15 protein-coding genes and 1 pseudogene are annotated in these 15,773 nt (G+C 72.3%); 6 read left to right on the top strand and 10 right to left on the bottom strand.

Annotated elements, in window-relative coordinates; all coding sequences use genetic code 11:
* The first annotated feature begins 97 nt into the window (after positions 1-97).
* Positions 98-709 carry a hypothetical protein gene (locus tag ACIQM3_RS30365; RefSeq protein WP_401630044.1) on the top strand — a complete coding sequence of 204 codons (612 nt, stop codon included), beginning with the start codon at positions 98-100 and terminating at the stop codon, positions 707-709.
* A 31-nt stretch (positions 710-740) separates the two neighbouring features.
* On the opposite strand, the gene soxR is transcribed toward ACIQM3_RS30365, so the two are convergent.
* On the bottom strand, positions 741-1,214 hold the full coding sequence (gene soxR / locus ACIQM3_RS30360) for a redox-sensitive transcriptional activator SoxR (RefSeq protein WP_401630042.1): 474 nt from the start codon (positions 1,212-1,214) through the stop codon (positions 741-743).
* Positions 1,215-1,368: 154 nt separating this feature from the next.
* On the opposite strand from soxR, the gene ACIQM3_RS30355 reads away from it, so the two are divergent.
* The gene (locus ACIQM3_RS30355; protein WP_401630040.1) at positions 1,369-1,830 is read left to right on the top strand and encodes a MaoC family dehydratase; all 462 of its coding nucleotides are present in this window, start codon (positions 1,369-1,371) and stop codon (positions 1,828-1,830) included.
* 82 nt (positions 1,831-1,912) lie between these two features.
* Here ACIQM3_RS30355 and ACIQM3_RS30350 read toward each other — a convergent pair whose 3' ends face one another.
* The 4 genes from ACIQM3_RS30350 to ACIQM3_RS30335 form a co-directional block, all read right to left on the bottom strand.
* Positions 1,913-2,536, bottom strand: a complete 624-nt coding sequence (locus tag ACIQM3_RS30350) for a TetR/AcrR family transcriptional regulator (protein WP_401630038.1) — start codon at positions 2,534-2,536, stop codon at positions 1,913-1,915.
* A 139-nt stretch (positions 2,537-2,675) separates the two neighbouring features.
* On the bottom strand, positions 2,676-2,966 hold the full coding sequence (locus ACIQM3_RS30345) for a YiaA/YiaB family inner membrane protein (RefSeq protein WP_031099588.1): 291 nt from the start codon (positions 2,964-2,966) through the stop codon (positions 2,676-2,678).
* Positions 2,967-3,127: 161 nt separating this feature from the next.
* Positions 3,128-3,511 carry a VOC family protein gene (locus ACIQM3_RS30340; RefSeq protein ID WP_401630036.1) on the bottom strand — a complete coding sequence of 128 codons (384 nt, stop codon included), beginning with the start codon at positions 3,509-3,511 and terminating at the stop codon, positions 3,128-3,130.
* 81 nt (positions 3,512-3,592) lie between these two features.
* Entirely contained in the window at positions 3,593-4,744 is a 1,152-nt protein-coding gene (locus ACIQM3_RS30335; RefSeq protein ID WP_401630034.1) for an acyl-CoA dehydrogenase family protein, read from the bottom strand.
* 65 nt (positions 4,745-4,809) lie between these two features.
* On the opposite strand from ACIQM3_RS30335, the gene ACIQM3_RS30330 reads away from it, so the two are divergent.
* From ACIQM3_RS30330 to ACIQM3_RS30315, 4 genes and pseudogenes are all read left to right on the top strand, one after another.
* Positions 4,810-5,484 carry a TetR/AcrR family transcriptional regulator gene (locus ACIQM3_RS30330; RefSeq protein WP_401630032.1) on the top strand — a complete coding sequence of 225 codons (675 nt, stop codon included), beginning with the start codon at positions 4,810-4,812 and terminating at the stop codon, positions 5,482-5,484.
* Positions 5,485-5,508: 24 nt separating this feature from the next.
* Positions 5,509-5,673, top strand: a pseudogene (locus tag ACIQM3_RS30325) (transcriptional regulator); the annotation flags it as partial.
* A gap of 121 nt (positions 5,674-5,794) precedes the next feature.
* A complete protein-coding gene (locus tag ACIQM3_RS30320) occupies positions 5,795-6,787 on the top strand; it encodes a DMT family transporter (protein ID WP_401630030.1) in 993 nt (330 codons plus the stop codon).
* A 71-nt stretch (positions 6,788-6,858) separates the two neighbouring features.
* Entirely contained in the window at positions 6,859-7,848 is a 990-nt protein-coding gene (locus ACIQM3_RS30315; RefSeq protein ID WP_401630028.1) for an Acg family FMN-binding oxidoreductase, read from the top strand.
* A gap of 83 nt (positions 7,849-7,931) precedes the next feature.
* Here the strand turns inward: ACIQM3_RS30315 and ACIQM3_RS30310 are convergent, their stop codons facing one another.
* The 5 genes from ACIQM3_RS30310 to ACIQM3_RS30290 all read right to left on the bottom strand — a co-directional run bounded on the left by ACIQM3_RS30310 (position 7,932) and on the right by ACIQM3_RS30290 (position 15,633).
* On the bottom strand, positions 7,932-9,011 hold the full coding sequence (locus ACIQM3_RS30310) for a Zn-dependent alcohol dehydrogenase (RefSeq protein WP_401630026.1): 1,080 nt from the start codon (positions 9,009-9,011) through the stop codon (positions 7,932-7,934).
* A gap of 31 nt (positions 9,012-9,042) precedes the next feature.
* Positions 9,043-10,437, bottom strand: a complete 1,395-nt coding sequence (locus tag ACIQM3_RS30305; protein ID WP_401630024.1) for an aldehyde dehydrogenase family protein — start codon at positions 10,435-10,437, stop codon at positions 9,043-9,045.
* Between the two features lie 207 nt (positions 10,438-10,644).
* Positions 10,645-11,916, bottom strand: coding sequence for an MFS transporter (locus ACIQM3_RS30300; protein ID WP_401630022.1), 1,272 nt, complete (start codon positions 11,914-11,916; stop codon positions 10,645-10,647).
* Positions 11,916-13,331, bottom strand: a complete 1,416-nt coding sequence (locus ACIQM3_RS30295; protein ID WP_401630020.1) for a CitMHS family transporter — start codon at positions 13,329-13,331, stop codon at positions 11,916-11,918. The genes ACIQM3_RS30300 and ACIQM3_RS30295 overlap by 1 nt, the downstream gene beginning before the upstream one ends.
* Positions 13,332-13,452: 121 nt before the next feature.
* The gene (locus ACIQM3_RS30290) at positions 13,453-15,633 is read right to left on the bottom strand and encodes a molybdopterin oxidoreductase family protein (protein ID WP_401630018.1); all 2,181 of its coding nucleotides are present in this window, start codon (positions 15,631-15,633) and stop codon (positions 13,453-13,455) included.
* Positions 15,634-15,773 lie beyond the last annotated feature (140 nt).

The following is a 15,773-nucleotide window of genomic DNA, read 5'->3' as shown; positions in this document are numbered from 1 at the left end:
AGCCCGTGGACGCGTTTCACCTTTGGATGGAGCCGAATCGGGCAGTCGTACGTCCATCCCTTGACGCCGAAGTACGAGCGACGGAGGTGGCAGTGCCATGGCCGGTTTCCGGAGTCTTGCGAGACAGGTCCGCGATCCGCGGGGCGATCTGGCTTTGCGGCGGTACTCGCTGCGCAAATGCCTGGAGCGATTCGCCCCGTACGGTCATCGGGCGACCTGGGATCATCTGTGCGCCCGGCACGGGATCGAGCCCGAGGACCGGGCCCCCGACCCGGTGCGCCTGATCCGCGCACTGGAGGAACTGGAGGAGGCGCGGGCCGTCTGGCTCGCGTACGAGGCGGGCTTCGCCGAGCGGCGGCGCCGTGAGAAGCACGACGGGCTGCGGCGGCCCGGCACATTCGACGACTGGCACCGGCGGACCTGGGGCGGCAACGGGATCGCGCACTGCGAGGACCCGGGGGTCCACCCCGGCGCGCCCCTGGCCGAGGTCCTGGGACGGCTGATCGGGGCCCTGGGCGCGAAGCCCGGCGCGGCGTGCCCGGTCTGCACGGAAACCGGCATCATCTGGCGGCAGGACCTGGACCGCGAACCGTGGGCCGGGCCGGTCTGCACGGGCTGCGGCATCGTCGTCCCACGGCCCGTCCTGACGGCGAAGGCGCTGGCCGAGGCCAGAAGGGCACGGACCAGGGCCCTGGCGTCGGCCGCCTGAGCACCGCGGGCACGGGGCAACCGGGGCGCGCTCAGGAGCGGTCGGCCGCGCCCCGCTCGGGCATCAGACGCGACCCGGTCATCCGGTCACCGAAGACGTCGTCCGGGTTGGACAGCACACAGGTCTCCAGCGACAGGCAGCCGCAGCCGATGCAGTCGGTGAGGTGGTCACGCAGCCGGCCCAGCTGCTTGATGCGCTCGTCGAGTTCCGAGCGCCAGGCACGGGAGAGCCGGGCCCAGTCGTCATGGTTCGGCGTGCGCTCCTCCGGCAGTTCGGCCAGCGCCTCCCTGATGGTGGCGAGCGGGATGCCGACCCGCTGCGCCGCCCGGACGAACGCCACCCGGCGCAGCGCGTCCCTGGTGTAGCGGCGCTGGTTGCCGCTGGTGCGGCTGCTGGTGATCAGGCCCTTGGACTCGTAGAAGTGCAGGGCGGACACCGCGGCGCCGCTCCGTGCGGAGAGCTGGCCGACGGTGAGTTCATGGAATGACTGCGGGATCTGTGGCACTCCCCAAACCCTAATGGCCACCCCCGGCCTGTGCGGCCGCTCGGAAAACCCGCCGGTCCGTCGTTGACAGGACCGCGCGGCCCAACCATGCTGAGCAAGCGCTTAGACACCGCCCTGGAGGGCGACCGACAGCCGGAAGGCAGGGACCAGGAACATGGCAGAGCCGAAGATCTTCACGTCCGCACAGGAGCTGCGGGACGGGGTGGGCCAGGAGCTCGGTCACAGCGATTGGCTGGAGATCGAGCAGAAGAGGATCGACCAGTTCGCCGAGGCCACGGGCGACCACCAGTGGATCCACGTGGACCCGGAGCAAGCCGCGGCCGGGCCCTTCGGCACGACGATCGCGCACGGCTATCTGACGCTGTCGCTGCTGCCGGTCCTCGTCCCGCAGATCCTGCGCGTCGAGGGCGCGAAGATGGGCATCAACTACGGGACCAACAAGGTCCGCTTCCCCTCGACCGTCCCGGTGGGCTCGCGGCTGCGCGCCACGGCTGTGCTCAAGAACGTCGAGGAGGCGGGCGGCGGTGTACAGGTGACCGCCCTCGTCACCGTCGAGCGCGAGGGCGGCGACAAGCCGGCCTGCGTCGCGGAATCGGTCTCGCGTTACTACTTCTGATCCCGGGGCGCACCCGTTCCCAGGAGCGCGCCGCAGCTTGTGATCCGTACGGAGTGCGCCGGGCCCGCGGGGGCGCCCGGCGTCACTTCTGGGCGCCCACCATGCGCAGGACGAGGTCCGCGTAGAGGGTGCCGACCTCCTCGGGCGTCCGGCTGCCCTGGGCGTTGAACCAGCGCGCCACGTCGATGCAGAGGGACAGCACGGCGAGCGTGGTGCCGGGGACGTCCGGTACGTCGAACTCGCCCGCGTGGACGCCGTCGCCGATGATCCGGCGCACCACGGCGTCGGTCTGCCTGCGCAAGGCCACGATCTCGGTGCGGTGTTCCTCGCCGAGGGCCTCCAGCTCGTACTGCACGACCCGGGCCGTGGTGTGCCGCTCCGCGTGCCAGCTGACGAAGGACCGGACCGCCTCGGCGAGCCGCTCGGCCGCCGTGCCGTCCTTGCCGGCCGCCGTCTCCAGGAGGAGCAGGGCCCGGTCGTGGCCGATCCTGCTGATCCGGTGGAGGAGCTCTTCCTTGGTCTTGTAGTGGATGTAGAGCGCGGCCGGGCTCATACCGGCCCGGCCGGCGATGTCACGGGTCGTGGTGGCGTGGTAGCCACGCTCCGCGAAGGCCTCGACGGCGGCGACGAGCAGTCGCCGGGCCGCTTCGGGCGTCACCTCGCTCCACGGCGTGTTCTCGCCGTCGGTCTCCTCCGCCGTGCTCATCGCCACGTGCCCCTTTCCGCTGGCAGGACGAACACCATACCGCGAACCTGAGCAAGCGCTTAGACGGACCGGCACATGGGGGGGCCGCGACGCCGCCGCGATGTGCCGGTCCGTCTCGGAGCGCTCATGGGTGAGACCGTCAGAGCTTCTGGAAGGGGTCGTGCTCGGCGAGGATCTTCTCCAGCCTCGCCTGGTCGACCCGGCTGACGATCTGCCCCGCCTCCTGTCGGTCCCTGATGACCTTGGCGAGGGTGAAGCACGAGGTGACGAGATAGAGGACGCCGATGGCGAGGAAGGCCCGCACCCAGGCGTCGGCGTCGAGGAAGAAGATGCCGAGGGCCACGGCTCCCATGGCCACGCCGAAGGAGAGGACGGCCTGTCCGTAGAAGGCGGCGGTGCTCTGCTGCTTGACCGATGTTGTCTCACTCATGTGCACAGCATCCGGCGCCGGGGCGTGCTCCGGTATCCGTCGGCGTACTCAGCCGGTACTCATCGACAGCGGCTCGCGAGCCGGCGGCGGGCGGTCCGGCCGGACGGCGGACGGTCCGAGGCCCGGCCCATGGGCGGGCCCGGCCTCGGGTGTTCCGGACCTCAGGAGGACATCGCGGCGCGGTCGGACTCGCTGCGCAGTACACAGAATTCGTTGCCCTCGGGGTCCGCGAGTACGGCCCAGCCCGCGCCGCCGGGTTCCCGGCGGTCGGCGACCAGGGTGGCACCGAGGCCCAGGAGCCGCTCGACCTCTTCCTCGCGCGAGCTCTCAGGGCGCAGGCACAGATGGATCCGGTTCTTGACCGTCTTCGGTTCCGGCACCTGGTTGAAGTACAGCACCGGGCCCTCCGGCAGCGTCACCTGGGTCTCGTGATCACCCGGCCCGTCCTCCGGGTGCTGCGGGCACCCGGTCACCTCGCTCCAGAACCGGGCCAGTTCATAGGCATCCGCACAGTCGATCGCCACGTTCTGCAGTACTGAGACCATATGCGGAAGCCTGCCCGAGCGCCGCGCGGTCCGCCAGCCACTTGCTCGCGAACCCCGGGCACACCGGCTTCCGGATCACGCCTAGAAGGCCGACACCCCGGTCAGCGCCCGGCCGATGATCAGCTTCTGGATCTGGCTGGTGCCCTCGTACAGCGTCATCACGCGGGCGTCCCTGACGAGTTTGCCGACGGGGTACTCGTCGATGTAGCCGTAACCGCCGAACACCTGCAGGGCGTTGTTCGCCGCACGGACCGCGGCCTCGGAGGCGAAGAGCTTCGCCGTGGACGCGGCGGTGGCGAACTCCTGGCCGCGGTCGATGAGATCGGCGACCCGCCAGGTCAGCATGCGGGCGGCGTCGACGTCCACGGAGATGTCGCTGATGAGCTCCTGGACGAGCTGGTAGCTCGCGATGGACTTGCCGAACTGCTCACGCTCGCCGGCGTAGCGAACGGCGGCGTCCAGGGCGGCCTGCGCGATGCCGACACAGCCGGCCGCGACCGACATCCGGCCCTTGGCCAGGGCGGACATGGCGATGGAGAAGCCCTTGCCCTCGGGTCCCAGGAGCGTGGAGGCGGGGACGCGGACGTCCTCCAGCGCCAGTTCGGCCGTGGCCTGGCCGCGCAGCCCGAGCTTGCCGTGGACGGTGCGCCGGGTCAGGCCGGGGGCGTCCGCCGGCACCAGGAAGGCGGAGACGCCCCGGTGGCCGGGTGTGTCGTTGGTGCGGGCGAACAGCAGGACGACGTCGGCCCAGGTGCCGTTGGTGATGAACATCTTGGAGCCGTTGATGACGTAGTCGTCGCCGTCGCGCACGGCCCTGGTCGTCAGGTTCCCGGCGTCGGAGCCGGTGCCCGGCTCGGTGAGCCCGAAGCAGCCCACGGCCTCACCCGCGGTGAGCCTGGGCAGCCACTGCTGCTTCTGCTCCTCACTCCCCCAGGACGCGATCGTCTTGGCGACCAGGCCGAGCGATACGGAGACGATGCCGCGCACCGAGGAGTCACCACGGCCGAGCTCCTCGGTCACCAGGCAGTACGCGAGGTGGTCGCCGCCCGAGCCGCCGTACTCCTCCGGGATGGTCAGCCCGAGGAAGCCGAGGGCGCCCAGCTTCTTCACGATCGACTTGTCGACACTCTCGGCGCGGTCCCACTCGACGACATGCGGGGTGATCTCCCGCGCGACGAAGTCCTCGGCGAGCTGCCGGACGGCGTCCTGCTCCTCGCTCAGCTCCAGGTTCATCCTGCGACACCCCACTTTTAATTAGCACTGCTAGTTTTCTGCTTGCAGGCCCTACTATGTGCCGCATGGCCCGACCGCGCAAGCCCCTCCTCAGCAGAGACCGCATCGTCGAGGCGGCGAGCGCGCTCGTCGACGCGGAAGGGCTGGACGCCGTCTCGACCCGCCGGCTCGCCGCGGAGCTGGGGGTGAGCGGGCCGTCGCTCTACAACCACTTCCGGAACAAGGACGAGATCCTCGACGCGGTCGCCGACGCCGTGTCCGCACAGGTCGACCTGTCGATGTTCGAGGAGGACGACCCGCGCGACTGGCCCGCCGCCCTGCACGACTGGGCCGTCTCCTACCGTGCGGCGCTCGCCGCACACCCGCACATCGTCCCGGTGCTCGCCCAGGGGCCCGGCCGCCGCCCGGCCGGTCTGCGGGTCGCGGACGCGGTCTTCGGGGCCATGGTCCGGGCCGGCTGGCCGCCCGCCCAGGCCACCTACATCGGCGCGCTGATGCGCTACTTCATCACCGGGTCGGCGCTCGGCTCCTTCGCCCGCGGTTTCGTCGACGACGAGACGGCCTACGACCCCGCCGACTATCCGCACCTCGGCCAGGCCCATCTGCTGGCCGACCGCCGGCAGCAGGTCGACGAGGGCGCGTTCGAGACCGGGCTGCGCGCCCTGCTGGACGGCCTCGCGTCGCAGTACGAGCAGTCGGCCCCCGGCCGCGCGGTTCGGCCCGCGCCGAACGGTGCCTGACGCATCCTGGACCCATGGCCCGTACGACACCGCACGATCCGGCCGTGCCACGGCTGGGGTCTGTCGTTCGGATCAGGCCTGACCCGGGAGCGGGGCCTGTACGACCATCTCGCCGGCCGGCTCGGCATCCGTATCACCGACGCGATGACCGAGCGCGGACTCCTGCGGCAGGACCCCGGGCTCGCCCTGGCCGGGCCACCCCGGCCGGGCTCCGCGCTCTGTCGGCGTACCTGTCCGTCGAGCCGACGACGATTGACGTGAGCTGACAATTCGGTGGGCCCCGAAGCGTTCCCGGCTTACCGTCGTGGCCATGACGACGACACCGACAGCGCGGCCCGCCGCACCGGCCGCCTCCGGACGCGACTGGCGCGCCCCGGCCGCCGCGTGCACCACGGTCCTCCTCTGGGCCTCCGCGTTCGTCTCGATCCGCAGCGCGGGCGAGGCGTACTCACCGGGAGCGCTGGCCCTGGGCCGGCTCCTCGCGGGCACGCTGACGCTCGGCGCGATCCTGCTGGTACGCCGCGAGGGGCTGCCGTCCCGGGCCGCGTGGCCGGGCGTCATCGGGTCCGGGCTGCTCTGGTTCGGCCTGTACATGGTGGTGCTCAACTGGGGGGAGCAGCAGGTCGACGCGGGCACGGCGGCCATGATCGTGAACGTCGGACCGATCCTGATGGCCCTGCTGGGCGCCAAGCTGCTCGGGGAGGGGCTGCCGCGCCGGCTCCTGACGGGCATGGCGGTCTCGTTCGCGGGCGCCGTGGTCGTCGGCCTCTCCATGTCCGGCCACGGGAGCTCCTCCGTGCTCGGCGTACTCCTGTGCCTGGTGGCCGCGGTGTCGTACGCGGGCGGGGTGGTCATCCAGAAGCCCGCGCTGCGGCACGGATCCCCGCTGCAGATCACCACGTTCGGCTGCCTCATCGGCACGGTCGCCTGCCTGCCGTTCACCGGCGTCCTGGTCTCCGAGGCCGCCGACGCCCCCCTCTCCGCCACGCTGAACATGATCTATCTCGGGGTGTTCCCGACGGCGCTGGCCTTCACGACCTGGGCCTACGCGCTGGCCCGGACCACCGCGGGCCGGATGGGCGCTACGACGTACGCGGTGCCCGCCCTGGTGGTGCTGATGTCCTGGCTGCTGCTCGACGAGGTGCCCGCACTGCTCACCGTCGCGGGCGGGCTGCTCTGCCTGGCCGGGGTCGCGGTCTCGCGGACCCGTGGGCGGGCCCGCCGCGCGGGAGCGGCGGAGCCCGTGGCGCCGGCGGATTCCCAGGGGCCGGAAGTCCCGCGTGGGAAGAACGTAGGTCCCTGACACCGGCCGGGGTGAGGCCGGACACTTGAAGAGACCTCAATGACCGGCCACCACCGCAGGAGGCATGCCTCATGCAGTCCTTGCTCCGCTCCGCCCTCGACCTCCCTGGGCAGGCCGCCGTCGCGGCGGCCGCGGCAGCGGCCCCTTCCGTGTTCAACACCCAGCCCTGGTCGTTCGCCGTCGGTCCGGGAGGACTCGACGTGCACGCGGAGCCGGGCCGGGCGTCGCTGCCGACGGCGTCGGCCGAGCGCGATGTCCACCTGTCGTGCGGGGCGGCGGTCCTCAACGCCCGGGCCGCGCTCGCACGCCTGGGTTACGGAGCACGGGTGGCGGTACTGCCCGATGCCGGCGACCCGCTCCTGGTGGCGCGGATCGCGGTGACCGATGAGGCTCCCGACCATGTGCTGGGCCGGCTGTGCGGCTGGGTGCACCTGCGCCGCACCAACCGGTACCCGTTCGCCCCCGAGCCCCTTCCGGCGGACGTGGTGGCACTCCTGCACGACGCCGCGGGCCAGGAGGGGGCGAGCCTGCGGCTGCTGGACCGGGAGCCGGAGTACCAGCGCATGCTGTCCCTGATCCGGCGGGCGACGTGCGACGAGGAGGCGGCCGTCCGGGAGGACAGGGTCGCCCGCCTCTCGCCCGACAACGCTCCCTCCGTCATTCCGGTCGGCAGTCTCGGACCGGTGCCGCGCCGCGGCGGCTACGACGAGCCGCCCGTACGGGACATGGCCGAGGGAGCCGACCTCCCCGGGCGTACGCATGCGGACTTCGAACCGCACCCTGACCTGGCCGTCCTGGAGACCCCCGGCGACGACCCCGCCTCCTGGGTGGCGGCCGGCCAGGCCCTGCAGAGGCTGCTGCTCACAGCCGCGGAGCACGCGGTCGCCGCCTCGTTCGCCAACCAGCCCCTGGAGGACGCCGACCTGCGCGACGACGTGTCGGCGAGTGCCGCGCACTACGGGCACCCACAGATGGTGCTGCGCGTCGGCTACCCCCGGACGCAGCCGCCCCCCACTCCCCGCAGGCCGCTGAGCGAGGCCCTCCGCCGGAACGGGGACTGATACCCGGCACCGCGGCGGGCAGAAGGGTGGCGTTGGATGGCGGAGCCGTGCTTTCCACGGCCCCGCACCCGTGCGGCCGGTGTCTAGAAGACGACCAGCGCGCGGCCGCCCTTGCCGGCGATCATGTTGTCGAAGGCCGCCGGGATGCCGTCCAGCGAGATCCGCTCCGTCACCAGCATGGAGAGGTCGAACCGTCCGGCGCGGATGTGATCGGCGAGCACCGGCAGGTCGCGTGCCGGGTCGCTGTTGCCGTAGACGCAGCCGGTGAGGGAGCGGCCCCAGTGGAAGATCTCCAGGGCGTTGAAGGTCACCTGCTGGTCCTTGCCGCCGATGCCGACGACCGTGGTGCGGCCGCCGCGCCGGGTCGACTCCCAGGCTCCGCGGATCGTGGCGGGCCGGCCCACGCACTCCACGGCGACGTCGGCGCCCTGGCCGCCGGTGAGCTTGCGGACGGCGCGCGGCGTGGTGTCGGACGCGACGATGTAGTCGGTGGCACCCGCCCGGCGGGCGAGTTCCTCCTTCTCCGGTGACACGTCCACGGCGATGATCTTCGACGCTCCGGCGATACGGGCGGCCTGGAGGACGGCGAGGCCGACCCCGCCGATCCCGAAGACGACGACGCTCTCGCCCTCGCGCACCCGGGCGGAGTGGTGGACCGCCCCGTAGCCGGTGAGGACCGCGCAGCCGAGCAGGGCCGCGTCGTCGAGCGGGATGCCGGCCGGGGCGGGCAGCACGCAGTTGGCGGCGACGACGGTCTCCTGGGCGAAGGCCGCGACGTTCAGGCCGGGGTGGAGCTCGGTGCCGTCGGCCGTACGGGCGTGGACGTTGGCCGCGCCCTTGAGGGCGTCGGCGCAGAGCCAGACCTCGCCGATCCCGCAGTGGAAGCACGCCCCGCAGGACGGCGCCCAGTTGAGGACCACCGGGTCGCCGGCGGCGACGTGGGTGACGCCCTCGCCGACGGAGAGCACCGTCCCGGCGCCCTCGTGGCCGAGGACCGCGGGGACGGGCAGTCGCATGGTGCCGTTGGACAGGGACAGGTCGGAGTGGCAGACACCGGCGGCGGCGAGAGAGATGCTCACCTGGCCGGGGCCGGGCTCCGGGAGTTCGATGTCGGTGATCTCCAGGGGAGCTCCGACGGCGGGCAGTACAGCGGCGCGGACCACGAACAGACTCCTCGGTGGATCGGCGTGGGGATCAGAACTGCAGGGACTTGGTCTGGAGGTACTCGGAGAGGCCGTGCGGGCCGAGCTCCCTGCCCACTCCCGACTGCTTGTAACCGCCGAAGGGCGCGAGGGGGTTGAAGCGCCCGCCGTTGATGTCGACCTGCCCGGTGTCCATGCGGCGGGCGAAGGCCACGGCCTCCTCGTCGTCCGCGCCCCAGACAGCGCCGGCCAGCCCGTAGACGGTGTCGTTGGCGATCCGCAGGGCGTCGTCCACGTCCTCGTACCGCAGGATCGAGAGGACCGGGCCGAAGATCTCCTCCTGCGCGATGGTCATGCCGGGCGTGACGTCGGCGAACACCGTGGGGCTGACGTAGTAGCCCTGGTCCTTGGGCGCCTCGGGGCCTCCCGCGACGAGGCGGGCACCCTCCTCGACGCCCTTCTCGATGTAACCCCGCACCCGGGCCTGCTGCTTGGCGTTGACGACGGGGCCGACCCGCTCGCCGGGTACGTACTTGGCGACGGCCGTGGCGGCGAGGCTCACGGCCTCCTCGTACCGCTCGGAGTCGACGAGCATCCGGGTCCAGGCGCTGCACGTCTGGCCGGAGTTGGCCATCACGTTGGCCACGCCGACGTTGACGGCCTTCGCGAGGTCGGCGCCGGGCAGGATCACGTTGGCGGACTTGCCGCCGAGCTCCAGCGCGACGCGCTTGACGGCCGCGCCCGCGGTGGCGCCGATCTGCTTGCCGACGGCCGTGGATCCGGTGAACGAGACCAGGTCGACGTCCTCGTGCTCGGCGAGCGCCTGCCCGGCGACCGCCCCGATGCCGGTGACCAGGTTGAAGACGCCGGCCGGCACGCCCGCCTCCTGGACGGCCTCGGCGAAGAGCTGCGCGGTGAGCGGGGTGTCCTCGGCGGGCTTCAGGACGACGGTGCAGCCCGCCGCGAGCGCCGGGGCGACCTTGGCGACGATCTGGTGGAGCGGGTAGTTCCAGGGCGTGATCGCGCCGACGACGCCGACGGGCTCCAGCAGGACGGTGGAGTTGCCGAGCTTCTCCTCGAAGGAGTACGAGGCGGCGAGTTCGGCGTACGAACCGGCGACCAGCACCGGTACGCCCGCGTGCACCGCCTGGGACATCGCCGGCGGCGAGCCGAGCTCGGCGGTGACGGTCTCGGCGATCTCGTCCTTGCGCGCGGCGAGCACGTCGCGCAGCGCGGCGATCCGCGCGGCACGGTCCGCGGGCGGGGTGGCCGCCCAGCCGGGGAACGCGGCGCGCGCGGCGCGCACCGCGGCGTCGACGTCCTCGGCGGTGCCCGCCGGGACGTGTCCGATGACCTGCTCGTCCGCCGGGTTCACGACCGCGATCGTGTCCTGGCCCGAGGCGGGCCGCCACTCCCCGCCGATGTACATCCCGTCATGCGCCTTCATGGCTGTTCCTCCCGGGCTCGCTGTGCCTGCCGCCGAAGCCGTGCGTCGTACGGACGGATGCCGTCCCGGCCCCAAACTAGCGCTGTTAGTTTTTTGGCGCCAGGGAACTACTGGAGACACAGGTCACGCACGGCCGACGGCCACACTCGCACGCCGGGGCCGGGAATGTCCCGGGTGGGACGGAGTGTGCCGGAACCCGGGATCGCGTCAGGCCGGATCCCGCTCGGCGCGGGGGCGTTCGGTACGGGGAGCCGGGGCCTCGGGGGCCGGACCGGGCGCCGGATCCGCGCCTGCCGCCCCGGCTCCGCCGCCGCCCCGCAGCCCGAGCCCCGCCGCCCCGACGAGCAGGGCGCCCAGCATCACGAACGGCGCGGCGGTGCCCGCGACCCCGGCGATCAGTCCGGCCGAGGCGGGGGCCGCGACCTGGCCGAGACGGTTGCCGGTGAGCCTGAGGGCGAGCGCGGTGGAGCGGGCCGCCTCGGGGGCCGCCTGGACGACGGTGGTCATCGAGAGGGGCTGGCCGACCCCCAGGCAGAAGCCCAGCACGGCGAGCATCACGGCGAGGCCCCACACCGGGGCGGGCAGGGCGATGGCCGCGCAGAGCAGGCCGCCGAGCAGGCAGGTCGTGGAGAGCAGGGCCGTCCTGCCGACCGCACGCAGCATCGGTGTCATGACGAGCCGGCAGGCGATGGTCGCGGCGGCCCGCAGGCTGAGCAGCAGGCCGACGGTGGCGGGCGCGATGCCCCGGTGCTCGCCGACCACCGGCAGATACGCCGTGAGGATGTCGGTGGCGCAGAGCACGGCGAGGCTGACGAAGATGCCGGCCGGGACCCCCTTGGTGCGCAGAATGCTGCCCACCGGCACCTTTTCGGCTGATTTGCGGGGCGGGCCGGCGGTCCTGCGGTGCTCGATGCGCCAGAGGGAGGTGAAGGAGACGGCGGCGACGGCCGCCGAGACCAGCAGGGCGAGGGCGCTCGTACGGGCCATCGCGCCGTCCCGCTCGGAGATGAGACAGCCCGCGGCGATCGGCCCGACGAGCTGGCCGAGCGAGGCGCCGATGGTGAAGTGGCCGAAATTGCGGTCCTGTTCCGCGGGGGCGGACTGCCGGGCGACGAGCGACTGGGCGCCGATCACGAAGCAGAGGTGGCCGAGGCCCATGAGCCCGCTCCAGGCGGCGAGCGCCGGGAGCGAGCCCGCGGTGCCGCTGAGCGCGCAGCCGCCGCCGATCAGGACGACCCCGACGGGCAGGAGCGGAGCGCAGCGCCCGTGGTCGGTCCGCCGGCCGAGCGGTACGGCGGCGAAGAGCGGCAGGAGCGCGTACACACCGGCGATCACGCCGATCGCGCGCTCGTCGGCGCCCAGCGAGAGAGCCCGGTAGGAGACGGCGGGCCGCGCCATCGACACCGCCCCCTGCGCGAAGGCGAAGGCGATGACGAGGCGCAGCAGCCAGCCCCTGCCGGGCCGTGGTTCCGGAGGCATCAGATGATCCCGAAGAGGATTCCCGCGCCGAGGACCACCAGCGAGGTGAGCACGGCCCACTTGACGGTGAAGCGGGTGTGGTCGCCGAACTCGACCTTTGCCATGCCGACCAGGACGTAGACGGCGGGCACGAGCGGGGACGACATGTGCAGCGGCTGTCCCACGATGGAGGCGCGGGCGACCTCCAGGGGGGAGACGCCGTGTGCGGCGCCGGCCTCGGCAAGCACGGGCAGAACTCCGAAGTAGAAGCCGTCGTTGGACATGAAGTACGTGAGGGGGAGGCTCAGGACACCGGTGACGATGGCCATGTGCGGGCCCATGCCGTCGGGGATCGCCCCGACGAGCCAGTCCGCCATGTGTTCGACCATACCGGTGCCGGTCAGCACACCGGTGAAGACGGCCGCGGCGAAGACCATGCCGGAGACGTTGAGCACGTTGTCGGCGTGGGCCGCGATCCTGGCCCGCTGGTCGGGCATGTGGGGGAAGTTGACGGTGAGGGCGAGGGCCGCGCCGAGCAGGAAGAGCACCGGGATCGGCATGAGTTCCAGGATCATCGAGGCCAGCAGGGCGACGGTGAGGCCGGCGTTGAACCAGTAGAGCTTGGGGCGCAGCGTGGACCGGTCGGGGTCGAGGCCCTTGAACTCCTCGTCCTCGTCCCCGTCTTCGGCGCCGGTCCCTTCGGTGCCGCCCGCGGTGCCCGCACCACCGGTGCTCTTCGGGGCCTTCGTGAGCCGGTCGCCACCGCCCGCGCCGACGAGGACGGTCTCGGGCTCGGTGACCAGCGCCTCGTCGAGCGTGAGCATGCCGAGCCGCTTGCGCTCGCGGCGGCCCAGGACACAGGCGAGGAGGATGACGGCGAGCAGGCCGACGGCGAGAGCCGGGATCATCGGGACGAAGATGTCGGCCGCGTCCACCTTGAGCGCGGTGGCCGCGCGGGCGGTGGGGCCGCCCCAGGGCAGGGTGTTCATGACCCCGTTCGCGGTGGCGGCGACACCGGTCATCACGACCAGGCTCATCTTCAGCCGCTTGTAGAGCGGGTACATCGCCGAGACCGTGATCATGAAGGTGGTGGAGCCGTCGCCGTCCAGCGAGACGACCGCGGCGAGCAGGGCCGTCCCGATGACGATCCGCATCGGGTCGGCCTTGCAGAAGCGCAGGATGCCCCGGACGATCGGGTCGAAGAGGCCGACGTCGATCATCACGCCGAAGTAGACGATGGCGAACATCAGCATCGCCGCGGTCGGCGCGAGGGTGCCGACCCCTTCGATGACGTAGTCACCGAGCTTCGCGCCCTGCCCGACGGCCACGCAGAACAGGGCGGGGATCAGGACCAGCGCCGCGATCGGCGACATCTTCTTCATCATGATCAGGACCAGGAAGGTCGCGATCATGGCAAAGCCGAGGATTGTCAACATATGGGATACCTAACGTTCACCTTTGAACTCTCACCGGTGCCGGCGGTCCGGATGACGTTAGGGGCCCTGAAGCAGCGTTAACAAGATGTTGACGTGTGAGCAATACGAGCAAAACCCCAGGTCAACGAGTCGGTGCTACGGAGACGGGGACGGCGTTGAGCACCGCGGTGCCGGACAGCGGGTCCAGGAGGGTGCCGTCCAGGAGCTGGTTCACGTTGACGCCCGGATCCGCCTCGGCGACCGACATGCGGGTGCCGGGCCGGCTGTGGCCCCAGCCGTGCGGGAGGCTCACGACCCCGGACCGCACCGAGTCGGTGATCTCGGCGGGCGCCTCGACCTCGCCGCCCGCGGCCGTGATCCGGGCGGTGTCGCCGTCCGCGAGTCCGATCCGGGCCGCGTCGTCGGGGTGGATCTGCAAGGTGCAGACGTTCGAGCCGCCACGCAGCGCGGCGACGTTGTGCATCCAGCTGTTGTTGGACCGCAGGTGGCGGCGGCCGACGAGGACGAGCCCGTCGGGCCGCGCGCCCATCGACGCGCGGAGCCGGGGAAGATCGGCGGCGATCGGCGCCGGGAACAGCTCGATGCGGCCGCTGCGGGTCCTGAACACCTGCGGAACGCGCGGCTCCAGCGGGCCGAGATCGATCCCGTGGGGCCGCGCGAGGAGCTGTTCCAGCGTGAGCTCGTACGGACCGAGGCGCAGCATCAGGTCGAGACGCCGTTCGGCCCCGGTGCTGCCGGTCAGGTCGGCCGCGAGCGATTCGGGGAGCCCCGCCTTGGCGATCGTGGTGGTGATCACCTGGTCGTCGACGGCCTCGGGCGGCGCGCCGTGGTTGCCGCCGACGGCGAGGACGAGCCGGGCGAGGATCTCGCTCTCGTCCATCCGCCCCTCCTCCAGGGGCACGGCGGGGCCGCTGTAGCGGACCTGGTTGCGGACGGCCAGGGAGTTGAACGCGAAGTCGAAGTGGGCGCTCTGCGAGGGCGGCGGCGGGGGCAGCACGACGTCCGCGTGACGCGCGGTCTCGTTGAGGTACGGATCGACACTGACCATGAAGTCGAGGCCGTCGGCGAGCGCCCGGTCCAGGCGGTCCCCGTCGGGCGCGGAGAGCACCGGGTTGCCCGCGATGACGATCAGCGCCCGGATCCGGCCCTCCCCCGGTGTCTCGATCTCCTCGGCGAGCGCGGCGACGGGCAGTTCTCCCTTGGCCTCGGGGTGCCCGGAGACCCGGCTGCTCCAGCGGCCGAGGGAGAAGCCCTTCCCCGGCCCGGCGGCGCGCGGGGCGCGGCCGGTGGCGGAGAGCGGGAAGAGGGCGCCGCCGGGGCGGTCGAGGTTGCCGGTGAGGATGTTCAGCACGTCGACGAGCCAGCTGGCCAGGGTGCCGTGCTCCACGGTGCAGCTGCCGATACGCCCGTAGACGGCCGCGCAGGGGGCGGCGGCCAGCTCGCGGGCGATCTCCCGGATGGTGTCCGCGTCCAGGCCACAGGCCCCGGCCACCGCCTCGGGGGTGAAGTCCGCGACGGCTTCGCCCAGTTCGTCGTAACCGTCGAGGTGCTCGGCGAGCACTCCGGGGTCGGCGAGCTTCTCCTCGACGACGACCTGGGTGAGCGCGGCGAGCAGCAGGGCGTCGGTGCCGGGCCTGATCGCGGCGTGCCGGTCGGCGAGGCGGGCGGTGCGGGTGCGGCGCGGGTCGATGACGGTGAGGGTGCCGCCGCGCTTGCGGAGCGCCTTGAGCTTGCCCGGGAAGTCGGGCGCCGTGCACAGACTGCCGTTGGACTCCAGCGGGTTGGCGCCGATCAGCAGCAGATGTGCGGTGCGGTCCAGGTCCGGCACGGGGATGGCGTTGGCGTCGCCGAAGAGCAGTCCGCTGGAGACGTGTTTGGGCATCTGGTCCAGGGTGCTGGCGGTGAAGACGTTGCGGGTGCCGAGGGTGGACAGCAGCAGCGGCGGGTAGAGCCCGCCCGCCATCGTGTGCACGTTGGGGTTGCCGAGGAAGACTCCGACGGCCTGCTTGCCGTGTTCCCCGATCAGTGCCGGGATCTTCGCGGCGATCGCGTCGAAGGCCTCGCTCCAGGTCGCCTCGCGCAGGACGCCGTCCGTGCGGACGAGCGGGGTGCGCAGCCGGTCCGGGTCGGCGTCGAGTGCCCCGAAGGAGGCGCCCTTGGGGCAGATGAACCCCTTGCTGAACACGTCCTCGCGGTCACCACGGGCACCGGTGACCTCGGTCCCCTCGATCGAGAGGGTGAGTCCGCAGGTGGCCTCACAGAGCGGGCAGACACGCAGAGCGGTACGGGATTCGTGGGACATGGGCCCTCCCCGGGGCGGCGGCAGCGGTGGCGCGCGGGCGTGATCCGGCGTCCCGCGGCGCGCTCGGCGGGCGCGGGCTCCCGGCGAACCGAGCATACCGACCGGTACGGATGCTGGCGAGGCTCTGGCGCGACCCGTTG

The sequence above is a fragment of the Streptomyces sp. NPDC091271 genome (assembly GCF_044757505.1).
GTDB lineage: Bacteria > Actinomycetota > Actinomycetes > Streptomycetales > Streptomycetaceae > Streptomyces.
Note: the sequence above shows the minus strand (reverse complement) of the source record. Positions and strands in the feature narration are given on the sequence as shown.

What these genes read in the sequence shown, in the direction of transcription:
- ACIQM3_RS30365 (WP_401630044.1), top strand. Translation starts at nt 98, where the DNA reads ATGGCCGGTTTCCGGAGTCTTGCGAGACAGGTCCGCGATCCGCGGGGC.
- ACIQM3_RS30355 (WP_401630040.1), top strand. Translation starts at nt 1,369, where the DNA reads ATGGCAGAGCCGAAGATCTTCACGTCCGCACAGGAGCTGCGGGACGGG.
- ACIQM3_RS30350 (WP_401630038.1), bottom strand. Translation starts at nt 2,536, where the DNA reads ATGAGCACGGCGGAGGAGACCGACGGCGAGAACACGCCGTGGAGCGAG.
- ACIQM3_RS30345 (WP_031099588.1), bottom strand. Translation starts at nt 2,966, where the DNA reads ATGAGTGAGACAACATCGGTCAAGCAGCAGAGCACCGCCGCCTTCTAC.
- ACIQM3_RS30340 (WP_401630036.1), bottom strand. Translation starts at nt 3,511, where the DNA reads ATGGTCTCAGTACTGCAGAACGTGGCGATCGACTGTGCGGATGCCTAT.
- ACIQM3_RS30335 (WP_401630034.1), bottom strand. Translation starts at nt 4,744, where the DNA reads ATGAACCTGGAGCTGAGCGAGGAGCAGGACGCCGTCCGGCAGCTCGCC.
- ACIQM3_RS30330 (WP_401630032.1), top strand. Translation starts at nt 4,810, where the DNA reads ATGGCCCGACCGCGCAAGCCCCTCCTCAGCAGAGACCGCATCGTCGAG.
- ACIQM3_RS30320 (WP_401630030.1), top strand. Translation starts at nt 5,795, where the DNA reads ATGACGACGACACCGACAGCGCGGCCCGCCGCACCGGCCGCCTCCGGA.
- ACIQM3_RS30315 (WP_401630028.1), top strand. Translation starts at nt 6,859, where the DNA reads ATGCAGTCCTTGCTCCGCTCCGCCCTCGACCTCCCTGGGCAGGCCGCC.
- ACIQM3_RS30305 (WP_401630024.1), bottom strand. Translation starts at nt 10,437, where the DNA reads ATGAAGGCGCATGACGGGATGTACATCGGCGGGGAGTGGCGGCCCGCC.
- ACIQM3_RS30300 (WP_401630022.1), bottom strand. Translation starts at nt 11,916, where the DNA reads ATGCCTCCGGAACCACGGCCCGGCAGGGGCTGGCTGCTGCGCCTCGTC.
- ACIQM3_RS30295 (WP_401630020.1), bottom strand. Translation starts at nt 13,331, where the DNA reads ATGTTGACAATCCTCGGCTTTGCCATGATCGCGACCTTCCTGGTCCTG.
- ACIQM3_RS30290 (WP_401630018.1), bottom strand. Translation starts at nt 15,633, where the DNA reads ATGTCCCACGAATCCCGTACCGCTCTGCGTGTCTGCCCGCTCTGTGAG.